Source organism: Lunatibacter salilacus (assembly GCF_009797935.1).
Classification (GTDB): domain Bacteria; phylum Bacteroidota; class Bacteroidia; order Cytophagales; family Cyclobacteriaceae; genus Lunatibacter; species Lunatibacter salilacus.
Genome location: NZ_VOLC01000019.1, coordinates 33,607 through 46,523, shown reverse-complemented (window position 1 = coordinate 46,523; position 12,917 = coordinate 33,607). Strand labels below are relative to the sequence as shown.

Genomic DNA, 12,917 nt, shown 5'->3' with positions numbered 1-12,917 from the left:
AATTAAAAGGTAAATCTGTAAGAAACTGAAGGGACAATAGGGAAAAGGCTAAATTGCCTTAACTGATTTCGCTGTTGATCATAGTTATAGCTTATATCCATATAAAATGGATTCAACCTGCTATAAACATTGTAAATCGAAACATTCCAGGTCCGCTCTCCCCACTTCTTTGGCTTGTTGAAATTGATACCTGCGTCCATGCGGTGGTAACTCCGCATTTGAAAATTATTTCTGGATTCAAAATGGTCAACGTATTGGCCCCACTCCCGGTAATATGAATCATTAATCACAGAGAAAGAATGTTGATACTGCTGGGTAGGTACCGTGATGAAACTTCCACTCCCGAAAACCCAAGTCCCAGAGAGGTCAATCCTTTCGGATAGTTTGTGGACAGCCGTTACACTGATATCATGCCTACGATCGTATCGGAATGGAAACCAATCACCAAAATTAATATCATCAAACCGGCGTTCTGTCTTTGACAGCGTGTAACCTACCCACCCTGTTGTCCTTCCTGCCTTTTTTTGTAACAGGACTTCCAGTCCATAACTTTTGCCTTCCCCCGCAGTGACCTTTTCCTGCCAGTCTTCGGAGGTATTGAGGAAAGAAGCTCCGTCTTGATATTCGATAACGCCATCCATGTGTTTGTAATAGGCTTCAGCTGAAAATTCAAAGCCATATCCCAAATTCTTAACATATCCGGCTGCTACCTGCCAGCTTTCCTGGGGACCGATTTTATCCGTAGACGGAACCCAAAGATCGGTTGGAAGACCCAATCCTGCATTTGTAAGGAGATGGACAAATTGGGCCATTTGTACGTATGAGAATTTCAAGGAGGAACTTGGATCTAAAAGATACCTCATGGAGACTCTGGGTTGGAAGGAGGAATAGGTTTCGGTATCTGCCAAGAATCCTGAAAAATGGGCTCCAATATTGAATTTCCAACGGTCACCTATACTGAAATCATCCTCTACATAGACAGAAAGTTCCCGAGAATCTGAAGGGGTGGCTCCTTCCCTAGTTTCAGGTGTTTGATTCTCTCTTGCGACAAAAACCCCCGGAGTAAACCTATGATTTATTACCATTCCGCCCCATCTAAAATAATGCTGGGGATTCGGTATAAAGTCAAAATCAGCTTTTAACGCCAAATCCCTAATTCCTGATAGATAATTGGCTGTGTAAAAATCACGGGTAGAGTTTCCCGTCTGATTTTCAGTAAATACGTCTTCATATTCGGTAAAAAGATTAAACCTGTATTTGGTAAACGTTCCTGTGAAATTGGCGAAAAGTCTTTGGTTGAATACATGGTTCCACCGGACCGCAGCGATATTATTTCCCCACCCAAGCCCCGCTTCTTCCTTGCTGTTCATAGTCCCTTCATTATCCCACCGTTCCCAAGTGTTGTTAAATGAAGAATAGGCTTTATCATCTCCTCCGTAATAACTGAGGTAAAGTCTGTTTTTCTCGTTAAAAATATGATTGACTTTGGCATTGACATCATAGAAATAATACCCCACATCTTCCCGACCACCTGAGGTATTCCTGATAATGGGTCTTGCAATCATGTCCAGATAGGTCCTCCTGCCCGACAACAAAAAGGAGGTCTTATCCTTGGTAATAGGGCCCTCCAAAGTGAGCTTGGAAGCGATCAAACCAACGCTGCCTTCTCCCTGGAATTTTTTCATATTGCCTTCCTTCATGCTGATATCAATCACCGATGATAGTCTACCTCCGTACCTTGCGGGAAATCCCCCCTTTATCAATTCAACATTATTGATGGCATCCGCATTGAATACCGAGAAGAACCCAAACAAATGGGTGGCATTGTAAACCGGAACACCGTCGAGCAGTACTAGATTCTGGTCCGGGCTTCCTCCCCTGACATATAGTCCCGAAGCACCTTCGGAACCGGACTGAACCCCCGGTAATAACTGGATAACTTTAAAGATATCCACTTCACCCATTAAAGCTGGAAGATTTTTGATCTCTCTAAGCGGTACATTCACTGTTCCCATCTGTGTACTTTCCTGTATGGGATCGGACTTCTCTCCTACAACAATTACCTCACTGAGAAACCCCGCTGGTTGTAGCTCTACGTTTAGGATGGTATCTTTCTCCATACTTAATGGTATCAGGACAGGATCGTAACCAACGTAAGTAAAAACCAATTGCACCTCTTTTTTAGAAAATGAATAACTGTAAAATCCGTAATTATTGGTTACAGCCCCTTTCTGGTTTACCTTGTCAAAAATGTTGACTCCAATAAGCGTTTCACCATTCTCCGCATCCTTGACCGTTCCACTGACGGTAATCTTTTGAGCGGATGAAGAAAAATAAACCAAGTGAAAAATACAAAATAGTATAAAGTTTCTCATGTAATGAGTTGGCTAAAGAAAGGGCAAAAATAATTTTTATTTTTTCTAAAGCAATGCTAAAAATATTTAAAATTTAGGTGAAATACTGAGTGCTGATTAACTGTGTTTAATTTTCGAAAATTTGTATACGAAGAGCAAGTTTTGCCTTTTCATATTTTATTTGTAAGTCAACTTTTCTAAAGTTCAACATTTTGGAAAAGTTTTAATCATCAACTCTCCCTTCCGTATCCAGCCTCTCTGTGTAAAGCTACCTGCCTCCTCCATAGGTTGATCGTCCACGGCTTTCGCCACCAAAAATCAAAAAAAAACTCCTCTCCTTCTTCAAACACATCGAGTTGCATTAATTCACATGGAAAGTTCACCAATTCCAAATAATGGATCAAATGGCAGATAAAACCAAAGACCATATTTGGAATTGATGATTCCCTGCCTTTACTTTGCGTCACCATTTCAGGAAACTGATTTATAAAGAAGAGGTGAGAGAACAGGCTCATTGACCCTCTGGCAACCTTCGACGGTCGAAAGGTGCCAAAACCTGCCCAACCAAAACGGGAACTATAAATTAGCACATATGTCACACTCCTTTCGTTCAAATACTATATTTTTTCAGGCCTTAAGACCTGAAGACTTCCGACTTATTGAGTTAAGTTTCGATAGAAGTGTGTTCAATCCTTTAGCTCTTCAAACCAACCATGGCGTATAACAATTTTGAAACCCAAGCGGTCCGCATAGCGGAGTCGGCTTCCAATCAGCGTGAACATTCCGCTCCCATCTACCTAAGTTCAAGTTTTGTTTTCGACAGTGCGGAGGAGGCGCGGCAGATGTTTTCGGAAGAAATCCCGGGCAACATATACTCCCGGTATGCCAATCCCAACACCAGCGACCTAATTGCAAAAGTATGTGCCGCTGAGGGTACAGAATCCGGCGTGACGACCGCCTCCGGGATGGCCGCTATGTTTGGAAGTATGGCCGCATTGCTATCGCAAGGTGACCATGTATTGGCATCGAGGTCACTATTCGGGTCTACCCATCAGCTACTTACCCGCATTTTCCCCAAATGGGGCATCAACCATACTTATGGAGACATCAGCGATATCCTCAATTGGGAGAAACTCATCACCCCCAAGACCAAGATGGTTTTCATAGAAACTCCCTCTAACCCTGGGTTGGAAATCATTGACTTGGAATATATCGCCAACTTCGCCAATACCCACAACCTGATCCTAGTTGTAGACAATTGCTTTGCCACCCCTTACCTACAGCAGCCCGCAAAGTGGGGAGCCCATATCGTCACACACAGTGCCACCAAATTCATCGACGGACAGGGACGCGTACTTGGAGGGTTAATCTTGGGGGAAAAAAAGTACATCGAAGAAGTACAGTTTTTTATGCGGCATACTGGTCCCTCCCTCTCCCCTTTCAATGCGTGGGTATTGGCCAAAAGCATGGAAACCTTGGCTGTTCGTATGGACAGGCATTGTGAAAATGCGCTAAAAATTGCCCAATATTTTCAAGATAGCAAGGAATTGGAATTTGTTAAATACCCCTTTCTCCCTACCCATCCACAATACGATCTGGCCAAAAAGCAGATGAAGCACGGAGGAGGCATCATCACGCTCACCCTGAAAGGCGGGCTGCCAAGGGCACAGCGTTTTATAGATCAGCTACAAATGATCACCGTAACCGCCAACTTAGGTGACAGCCGCAGCATCATCACCCACCCGGCATCCACCACCCACAGCAAACTCTCCGAGGAGGAAAGGGAACGTGTGGGCATCCTTAACGGACTTGTTCGCCTTTCCGTAGGACTGGAGCATGTGGATGATATTATTTTGGATATAGAAAGAGCCTTGGAAAAATCCCGATAAGGGTTTTTATTTTTTTTTGATTTTTTTTGTTTCTAATGTAGCATCCGAGGAATCTTCTCCGTCTGGGCATTTAAACGACTCAAAATAAATGTGCTATGAAAAAGTGGACTTTATTGTGCTGGTTTGTAACTGCCGGAGGACTTGCTTCCTGCGATTGGGGAGGCGGGGATGGTGATGAACTCATTTCGCCAAATATTCGGACGCTGCAAGCCTACGAGAAGGAAATGGTCTTTGCAAACACCAAATTTGCCCTTGATCTTTTTCACCAGCTTGAAAAAGCAGGATTGGAAAATTCATTTTATAGCCCATACAGCATACATCAGGCGCTTGCCATGACCATGAACGGCAACGAGGGGCAGGTGTTGGAGGAGTTTATTGATCTTCTTCGGTTTGAAGGCATGTCCATAGAAGAAGCAAATAAGGCTGCGGAAGAACTCACCCAGTTCCTCTTGGCGGTAGATCCTAAAGTAAACATAGCTATAGCAAACGCAATCTGGTACAAAGAAGGCTATCAGGTACATCCACCCTTCAAGGAGGCTGCGGAAAAACACTACCATGCCGCGGTGGATCCCCTAGATATGTCAAATCCGCAATCGGTTGACATCATCAACAATTGGATAGAAAATAAAACCCAAGGGATAATTAGGGACATGTTGGATTTTATCCCGGGTAATGCCGTCATGTATTTGGTTAACGCCATTTATTTTAAAGGTGACTGGAAATATCAGTTTCCTGCTAACAAGACTGCCAAGGAACCTTTCTTTGTCACTCCTGACCAGCAAATCGAGGTCGATATGATGCAACTGGAAAAAGCAGCGGCTTTTCGATATTATTCCGACGGGGAACTGCAATACATCGAAATACCCTATAGTACCGGTCAATACAATATGGGAATCCTCACTGGATTCGATCATAACCTTGACGCCCGCTTAGAATCTTTTTCCTTCGAAAACCTTGAGAACTGGAGGGCAACGGCTTCAGAGGCGAATTTTATCTTAAAAATGCCCAAATTTAAGATGAAACATAAAATGAAGAATATGAAGGATGACCTCAAAGAGATGGGCCTGGTCTCGCCATTTGAGTACCATCCCGAAAATTTCACCCGGCTATTCAGCAACCCGACTGACGCACTAAAAATAAGCCGGGTAATCCATGACGCCTTTATCGAAGTGGATGAAAAAGGAACTGAAGCAGCAGCCGCAACGATAGTGGAGATTCTTGAAACAACTTCAATTCCTTCTACTCCGACAGTGATAACGCTGGACAAGCCTTTCGTTTTCTTTATACAGGAAAATCACAGTGGAGCCCTTCTTTTTATGGGTAAGTTAGCCAACCCCGCTGTACTCAATTGATTAAAATACCACTTTTTTCTTTCAATTATTCGGGTATGGCTTGCTGTTTGCGGATTAATCTGTACAGCAAGTTTTTTTGTTAAACAATAATTATCATGAAAAACCTACTTCCCATTCGAATACTAACATTTATAGTCATTTTCCTTGGGGCATTCTTGTCCTACGGCCAGAAACAGCCGGGTATCCCAAGACCTAGAGGTCCCGTAGATTTGAGCGAAACGGCAAATGTGGTGATGTTTATCATTCTACCTGCACTGGTCGTGATAGGGTATTTTTTCTGGAGAAGTGCGATGAAAAAACGCAGAGAAGAATAAATCAAGCAAAATTTATATTTTTTAAAAAGACTTTGGAATTGCAGCATTCCACTATCTATAACAACCTTAAATATGTGGATTGGATTACTTTTTAATGATTTCTAATTAGAAAAAGGTGGGCTATTTCATTACTGCAAGATCCTTAATGTGCTTAATGGCCACAAGAAGATTTTTCGACGGTAATTGTCCACCTGATGGGGATTTTGAGCCCGGATTTTCATTTTTCCTAAAAAAACACATCTCGAACTTTCACCGAAGATAATCCGAATCTTTCCCCTTAGATAAAAATCAGGTTCTAATAGTCCGATTATTTGGTAATCCTTTTCCAAGAAGATATATTCACAGGTTGAACTGAAAAAGTATTACTCATTTTCAATAAATTATTCCATATAAACAAACCGGGAAAGACTCTTTAACCTCTGGGTTCTTAATTTTCCAAGGTCTTAAACAACTCAATACACAATGAACGATAATCAAAACAAATCCAGAAGGAACTTCATTAAAGGTTCTCTTTTGGCATTGGGGGGCATTTCCATCGTGCCGCGCCATGTGCTGGGCAAAGGCTTTCTGGCCCCAAGTGACCACCTTACCAAGGGCATAATTGGAGTAGGCGGTATGGGAAGGGGGCATTTTGACTATGCCGGCACCAAAACAGTCGCCATCTGCGACGTAGATACGCGGCATATACAAAAATCTCTCGAAACACTGGGACAAGGTGTGAAAACGTTTGAGGATTACAGAGAATTGATCCGTCTGCCGGAGGTGGATATTGTGCACATTGCCACGCCTCCCCATTGGCACGGTATCATGTCAGTGGACGCTGCCCGTCAGGGAAAAGATATCTGGTGCGAAAAGCCAATGACACGGACCATCGGTGAAGGCAAGAAAGTAGTAGAAGCGATCAAGACACATGGTAATATATTTCGGCTTAATACCTGGTTCCGCTTTGATGCTAATTTCTACGGAATGAATACTGAGGTGAAAAACATCAAGAAACTGGTAGATTCAGGAATGCTGGGATGGCCTTTAAAGGTTACTGTTGGAAAACTCACGGGATTTGACTGGAAATTCTACTGGGTGGGCCGCACCAATTTGCAACCGGAAACCCCTCCTAAAGAGTTGAATTACGATCAATGGTTGGGTCCAGCTCCCTACAAACCTTATCACGAACACCGTACCCACGGGACATTCCGCGGATATTGGGACTATGACGGCGGAGGCCTTGGAGATATGGGTCAACACTACATGGATCCAATCCAATATTTTCTGGGCAAAGACAGCACAAGTCCTGTAAAGGTAGAAATAGACGCACCGCAGCAGCACCCTGACGCGGTAGGTACTTGGAGAAAAATAACCTATACCTATGAGGACGGCTGCCAAATTATCCTAGATGGGGAAGGAACCGTCGAATCACCCTACATTTCAGGACCAAAGGGAAATCTGTATAGAGGGTTCGAATCTGACATTCCTGACTTTAAACGTAAATTGGCTCAGTTCCCTGATCCCGCACCCCAGGTCACCGACTTTGTCGATGCTGTCAAAACCAGAAAAAAGTTTGCCTTGAATGAGGAAAACGGACATAGGTCATGCACTATGGTCAATATGGGATTAGTTGCGTTGAGATTGGGAAGGGATCTGGAATTTGATCCTGTCAAACAGGAATTTATCAATGATGATGCGGCCAACCGGTTGATCGATCAACCCATGCGCGCTCCCTACACGATCTAACTCCACAAACATACCCTCAAAAAAGAAAATAAAATATGTCATATACCGCAATAAAAAAGTTAATATACATCCTTTTGGCATTCCTCATACAACACACGGTGTTGTTGGCACAGGGATCTATGGATGCGGGGAGAACGTTGGACACCCAGATTGCCGATTTGTTAAACAGATTCCCCTCTCAGGATGAAAATTCCCATATAAATTTGATGGAAAACATGGCCAGTTTGGGCCAGGAGGGCCTTACAAAAATGGCGCTAATGCTTTCCCCCTCGTCCAATAATGAAAAGTTGGAATATGCACTGGCGGGTTTTGCCTTTTATGCCAGCCATCCTTCCAAAAGCGACTACGCGCGAATGGCCGTGCAAGCGTACGGTAAGGGACTGGACAAGCTGGATTATTTGGAAGGCAAGGAGTTTTTGCTTCGCCAGTTTCAATGGATAGGAAAAGAAGACGCTACTCCTTTTGTAGAACCCTATTTGCACGATGAAAGGCTTTCCAGCACAGCCTCCATGGTCCTTGATAACATTGGATCTTCATCCGCTGAGCAAGCCTTGCTGTTAGCTCTCAGGTCCTCGGAAAATGACGCGCATCGAAAAAATTTCATCGAGGCACTGGGAAATATGAAAAGCAAAGAAGCTGTTCAAGACATTGTCCCGTTTGTGAAATCTGACAACGTCAATTTACAGAAAGTATCGCTCTATGCACTGGCCCAAATCGCGGTACCTAAAAGTGCAAAAGTGCTGAGAAGTGCGGCAAAAAGAGCCAGTTATACATATGAGGAGACCAATGCTTCTGCCATGTACCTCCGTTTTATAGGCAGGCTGGCGGATGAAGGTTCCGAAAAGCAAGCTCTAAAACTGGCAACTGGTCTTCACAAAGCAGTAGACGCCAAGGGACAACCACATACAAAAGCAGGGGCTTTGGGTTTGATTGCAAAACTTAACCCATCCAATGCTACAAAAATATTACAGGCTGCTTCCCTTTCAGAAACTGAACTATATCGGGGAGCCGCCCTGAAATATGCCCTTGATACGGATGTGAAAGATAATTTTTCTACTTGGAAAACGACATTGGACCAAGCTTCTCCGGGCGCAAAAGTTTCGATCATCCACATGTTTGGGCAGTATGGTGATAAACAGGCGTTGCCGTTGATATCTCCGTACCTGAAAAGCTCAGATTCCGACGTACGCAGGGCGGCTATTAGTAACGTTGTTTTGGTAGCAGAAAATGAAGCTTTAACTGAATTATTGGAACTCGTTAATGATGCTGATGAGGAAGCCCTTAGTGTCCTCCAAACTGCTTTGATGACCATGCCGGGGGACAACGTTGCTTCAGAAGTCGCTAAAGCTATTCCCAGCGCATCTGATCCAGGCAAAAAAATTCTCATTGAAATTCTGGCTGCGAGATCAGCAGAAGCCCATATGGGTGTCGTTTTGCAACAAATCAACAATGGAAGTCCTGAAGTGAAGAAATCAGCCTATACAGCCCTTGCTTCAATGGCGAACACAACCCACCTCGACCAATTAATGGGTTTGATGAAGGCTGAACAAAATCAGGAATATCTTCAATCCATTCAGAAAGCGATCGTCACTGCCGCCCTCAGGATGAAAAATCCTACCAACCAGGTACAATGGGTGAGTCAGAACATCAGCGGCTTGGAGAAAACAAAACAAGTCTTACTTTATGATATTCTTGCCCAGACAGGGGGAAAAGCAGCATTCGAACAGTTGCAAACCATCTATGATGGTGGAGATCAAACACAAAAACTGGCTGCCATTCGCTCTTTGAACACCGCTACCGATACCAACGCTGCATCCATGCTTCTGGGCATCGCTAGAGATGCCTCAGGTACCCAAAAAGAAGAAGCTTTGAAAGGATATGTAGCCCTTATACCTTCTGGTAAGGATACTGACGAAAACAAGGTTATTGCACTTCGAAATGCGCTGGAACTATCAAACGACAACAGCATAAAAACCACCGCCTTGAGGGGTCTGGGTCAATATCCTACCTTTCAAGCATTGGTGACAGCAGGCAAATATTTGGATAATCCTGCCTTGACGCAAGTTGCTGCGAGATCGGTAATGAATATTGTTGCAAACAATGGGGATTTCTACGGAGACGTTGTGCGCGAGCTCGTGGAAAAAACAAGAGATGTGATCAGTGGCCAAGATAGCCAATACTACAAAACTTCCCTCCAAAAATACCTGGATGAAATGCGCGAAGGAAAGGGCTTCTATTCCCTATTCAACGAAAAGGATCTGGAGGGATGGCAGGGTGTTTTTTCTAATCCTATCAAACGGGCAGCCATGGATGAAAAATCCTACCAAAGGGAACAGGATAAGGCAAATACTGTCATGAAAGAAGGTTGGGAAGCAAAAGACGGCTTACTCATCTTTAAAGGAAAAGGAGAAAACATCGGAACAGTAAAGCATTACGGAGACTATGAAATGTATGTAGATTGGAAAATAACCGCAGAAGGAGATGCGGGCATATATTTAAGAGGTACTCCGCAGGTACAGATTTGGGACACTGCCCGGACTAATGTCGGTGCGGAGGTAGGATCAGGTGGTTTGTATAACAACGCCACACACCCAAGCAAACCGCTTAAGGTTGCTGACAATCCGGTGGAAGAATGGAATACCTTTCATATCAAAATGATCGGGGAAAAGGTCACAGTTTACCTCAACGGAGAATTGGTAGTGGATAATGTGACATTGGAGAATTACTGGGATAGAAGCCAGCCCCTGATTGCAAAGGAAATGATCGAACTTCAAGCCCATGGTACTTATGTCGCCTACCGGGATATCTACATACGTGAACTAGATGGCGCAGAGCCCTTTCAGCTAAGTGCCGAAGAAAAAGAAGCGGGATATGAATTGCTTTTTGACGGTACTCATTTAGATAAATGGACAGGTAATAAGACGGATTATGTGGTGGAAAACGGAACTATAGCCATTTATCCAGACCGGGGAGGAAGTGGAAACCTTTTCACCGAAAAGGAATTTGATGATTTTGTTTTCAGATTTGAGTTTAAGTTAACTCCGGGCGCCAATAATGGACTTGGAATCCGGGCTCCGCTGACAGGCGATGCAGCCTATGCAGGTATGGAACTACAAATCTTGGACAATACCGCCGATATTTACAAAAACCTGAAGGAATACCAATTCCATGGTTCATTGTATGGTGTGGCAGCCGCTAAGCGGGGTCATTTAAATCCTGTGGGTGAATGGAACTATCAGGAAGTGGTCGCCAAAGGAAATCAGATTAAGGTCATCCTAAACGGAGTTACCATTTTGGATGTGGACATTACCGAAGCAATAGAAAAAGGAACGCTGGACGGTAGGGAACACTCTGGATTGGCTAGAAAAGGAGGCCACATCGGGTTTCTAGGCCATGGAGATGTCGTCTATTTTAAAAATATCAGAGTATTGGATCTCAGTAAATAGAAGAGATATAATACCGAGTTAAATTAAAAAAGCAGGAGAAAATCTCCTGCTTTTTATTTTTGAAAACTAAACCAACTATTATTTAACTACCATAATATTAGCAAAATTAATAATTAAATGGAATTATCAAAATCATATTGGAAAAAGGTTCGTAAATGGCGGTTATTTGTTGTTGACTTTAAGCAAAATACCCAATGCCAAGCCTTGGCTTAACTGAATTCCCGGATCCTGATCGATGTCGTATAAACTTATACTGGTCATGGTCACATTTATGAAATCAGTTATCTTCGCCGTCAAGGTTATGTCAAGCCGATGATCGATGGTTTTCCAAGCTAAGGTTTCATAATTGGCAAAAAGCATATACCTGCTTCTGATATTAAATTTCTCGTTGATATCCTTGTCATAATTGGCAAAGAGTTGTAGTGCGAACCATTCGATTCGAGTAGTTTCTCCAATGGGGACACCATAATTTGTTGGCACAGCCAAGCTTATTTCCCGATCATTTACGAATGTAAACCTTGGGGAAAAGGGGCCGATCCTAAGATTAAATTCATCATTGGGTTTATACTCAAAACCCAATGAGGAGGTAAGAAAGCCGGGTGACATAAATCCGGAAATGAGTTGCTGCGAGCCGTCTGCCTCATACTCAAATCCGTCAGTAAACTGACTGAGAAAGTTGACCGAAGAGAATGCCGCCCATTTATCCGACAGCATATAGCCGAGCTTCGTGTCAAAAAACATCCTATCATTCGACTTTCTTGTGCCCTGACCTTCATTTTTCACAATACCGTAAAGCAATTCCAATTCGTTGTCCCAGGTTAATTTACCCTTTTTGTAAAATGCTTTACCAGCCACAATGCTTCCGAAAGCAACCGAATTGATACCACCAGCCTTCCAATTGTCGCTAAATCCTGCCTGATTAAAATTGAGGCCCGCACTAAAGTCTGAAACCCAGTAGGTAGTGTCTTTTTTTGCTTCATCGGATAAAATATCAAGTTGATCTGCCAACTCTTCCACTTGGGCAAATGTTTGAAGTGTAAAGCCAGAGAAAATTGCAAGTAGGAATATTATTTTGCGCATGATAACTGAGTTTAAATGAATCAATTAAATTTATTTTATATTTAGGAAATCAACTACCTTAGTTATATTCAAAATAACCAACCGATTAAGCCAATGTTTGTAAAAAAATATCTTTCACCAATTGGACTAAATCAAAGTAAATTAAAATAAAATCTGAATTTTGGCAAAAACAAAAATATGGAATCTGAAATAGAAAACACGTTAATAGTAAGGGATTTTTTAGCAAGGCAGCGTACTAAACTTGCCAACGATCGAACCTTATTGGCCTATATAAGGACAAGTTTGTATTTCTTGGTTAGCGGAACTGCCTTGATCAAAGTGGAAGATCTCGAAAATGTGAAAGACTTTGGATATGTTTCATTCTTGATCAGTGTTTTGTTAGTTGCACTTGGCTTTATCAATTATTTTCGGTTACGTAGAAAGTTGCTAAAAGGAAGGTATATGGAAATGTAGTTTTGACGGTTTCTCATTTCATAAAGCTTGGTAGAATTGGTAAGCTTTTTGATTAAATGTGATGAAACAAACACAATGATACTATGAAAATTTTTGGAATAATTCTGATTGTAATTGGGGTGGTTATGTTTATCATCACAGGAATCACGTACACCACTCAAGAGACCGTTATTGACGCAGGGCCCATTGAGGTCACTGCTGCAAAAGAAAATCAAGTAAACTGGCCACCTTATGCTGGAGGTGCGGCTCTTGTTGCCGGGATAGCATTGGTGGCTTTGTCCAGGAAAAGATAGGCATTGGC

At 42.8% G+C, this 12,917-nt stretch carries 10 protein-coding genes and 1 riboswitch; of the genes, 7 read left to right on the top strand and 3 right to left on the bottom strand.

Annotated features, from left to right (window positions below; genetic code table 11):
- Window positions 1-2: 2 nt before the first annotated feature.
- Both FQ608_RS21480 and FQ608_RS21475 read right to left on the bottom strand, forming a co-directional pair.
- Complete coding sequence (locus tag FQ608_RS21480; RefSeq protein WP_158860554.1) at window positions 3-2,375, bottom strand: TonB-dependent receptor; 2,373 nt, start codon at window positions 2,373-2,375, stop codon at window positions 3-5.
- A gap of 209 nt (window positions 2,376-2,584) precedes the next feature.
- Window positions 2,585-2,824, bottom strand: coding sequence for a hypothetical protein (locus FQ608_RS21475; protein WP_158860553.1), 240 nt, complete (start codon window positions 2,822-2,824; stop codon window positions 2,585-2,587).
- An 11-nt stretch (window positions 2,825-2,835) separates the two neighbouring features.
- Window positions 2,836-2,939, top strand: a riboswitch (SAM riboswitch).
- A 128-nt stretch (window positions 2,940-3,067) separates the two neighbouring features.
- On the opposite strand from FQ608_RS21475, the gene FQ608_RS21470 reads away from it, so the two are divergent.
- From FQ608_RS21470 to FQ608_RS21450, 5 genes are all read left to right on the top strand, one after another.
- Complete coding sequence (locus tag FQ608_RS21470) at window positions 3,068-4,243, top strand: trans-sulfuration enzyme family protein (protein ID WP_158860552.1); 1,176 nt, start codon at window positions 3,068-3,070, stop codon at window positions 4,241-4,243.
- Between the two features lie 95 nt (window positions 4,244-4,338).
- Window positions 4,339-5,595: a serpin family protein gene (locus FQ608_RS21465; RefSeq protein ID WP_158860551.1), complete on the top strand. Its 1,257-nt coding sequence runs from the start codon at window positions 4,339-4,341 to the stop codon at window positions 5,593-5,595.
- A 95-nt stretch (window positions 5,596-5,690) separates the two neighbouring features.
- Window positions 5,691-5,909, top strand: a complete 219-nt coding sequence (locus FQ608_RS21460; protein WP_199856440.1) for a hypothetical protein — start codon at window positions 5,691-5,693, stop codon at window positions 5,907-5,909.
- A 462-nt stretch (window positions 5,910-6,371) separates the two neighbouring features.
- Window positions 6,372-7,637, top strand: a complete 1,266-nt coding sequence (locus FQ608_RS21455) for a Gfo/Idh/MocA family oxidoreductase (protein ID WP_158860550.1) — start codon at window positions 6,372-6,374, stop codon at window positions 7,635-7,637.
- 35 nt (window positions 7,638-7,672) lie between these two features.
- Window positions 7,673-11,083, top strand: coding sequence for a DUF1080 domain-containing protein (locus FQ608_RS21450; protein WP_158860549.1), 3,411 nt, complete (start codon window positions 7,673-7,675; stop codon window positions 11,081-11,083).
- A gap of 162 nt (window positions 11,084-11,245) precedes the next feature.
- On the opposite strand, the gene FQ608_RS21445 is transcribed toward FQ608_RS21450, so the two are convergent.
- Window positions 11,246-12,163 (bottom strand): DUF3078 domain-containing protein, encoded by a 918-nt coding sequence (locus FQ608_RS21445; protein ID WP_158860548.1) that lies wholly within the window; start codon window positions 12,161-12,163, stop codon window positions 11,246-11,248.
- Window positions 12,164-12,340: 177 nt separating this feature from the next.
- Between FQ608_RS21445 and FQ608_RS21440 the strand changes: the two genes are divergently transcribed.
- Together FQ608_RS21440 and FQ608_RS21435 are read left to right on the top strand one after the other, a co-directional pair.
- Window positions 12,341-12,616 (top strand): DUF202 domain-containing protein, encoded by a 276-nt coding sequence (locus tag FQ608_RS21440; RefSeq protein ID WP_158860547.1) that lies wholly within the window; start codon window positions 12,341-12,343, stop codon window positions 12,614-12,616.
- Window positions 12,617-12,741: 125 nt separating this feature from the next.
- Entirely contained in the window at window positions 12,742-12,909 is a 168-nt protein-coding gene (locus FQ608_RS21435; protein ID WP_234364317.1) for a hypothetical protein, read from the top strand.
- The last annotated feature ends 8 nt before the right edge of the window (window positions 12,910-12,917 follow it).

What these genes read in the sequence shown, in the direction of transcription:
- FQ608_RS21480 (WP_158860554.1), bottom strand. Translation starts at nt 2,375, where the DNA reads ATGAGAAACTTTATACTATTTTGTATTTTTCACTTGGTTTATTTTTCT.
- FQ608_RS21475 (WP_158860553.1), bottom strand. Translation starts at nt 2,824, where the DNA reads ATGGTGACGCAAAGTAAAGGCAGGGAATCATCAATTCCAAATATGGTC.
- FQ608_RS21470 (WP_158860552.1), top strand. Translation starts at nt 3,068, where the DNA reads ATGGCGTATAACAATTTTGAAACCCAAGCGGTCCGCATAGCGGAGTCG.
- FQ608_RS21465 (WP_158860551.1), top strand. Translation starts at nt 4,339, where the DNA reads ATGAAAAAGTGGACTTTATTGTGCTGGTTTGTAACTGCCGGAGGACTT.
- FQ608_RS21460 (WP_199856440.1), top strand. Translation starts at nt 5,691, where the DNA reads ATGAAAAACCTACTTCCCATTCGAATACTAACATTTATAGTCATTTTC.
- FQ608_RS21455 (WP_158860550.1), top strand. Translation starts at nt 6,372, where the DNA reads ATGAACGATAATCAAAACAAATCCAGAAGGAACTTCATTAAAGGTTCT.
- FQ608_RS21450 (WP_158860549.1), top strand. Translation starts at nt 7,673, where the DNA reads ATGTCATATACCGCAATAAAAAAGTTAATATACATCCTTTTGGCATTC.
- FQ608_RS21445 (WP_158860548.1), bottom strand. Translation starts at nt 12,163, where the DNA reads ATGCGCAAAATAATATTCCTACTTGCAATTTTCTCTGGCTTTACACTT.
- FQ608_RS21440 (WP_158860547.1), top strand. Translation starts at nt 12,341, where the DNA reads ATGGAATCTGAAATAGAAAACACGTTAATAGTAAGGGATTTTTTAGCA.
- FQ608_RS21435 (WP_234364317.1), top strand. Translation starts at nt 12,742, where the DNA reads ATGTTTATCATCACAGGAATCACGTACACCACTCAAGAGACCGTTATT.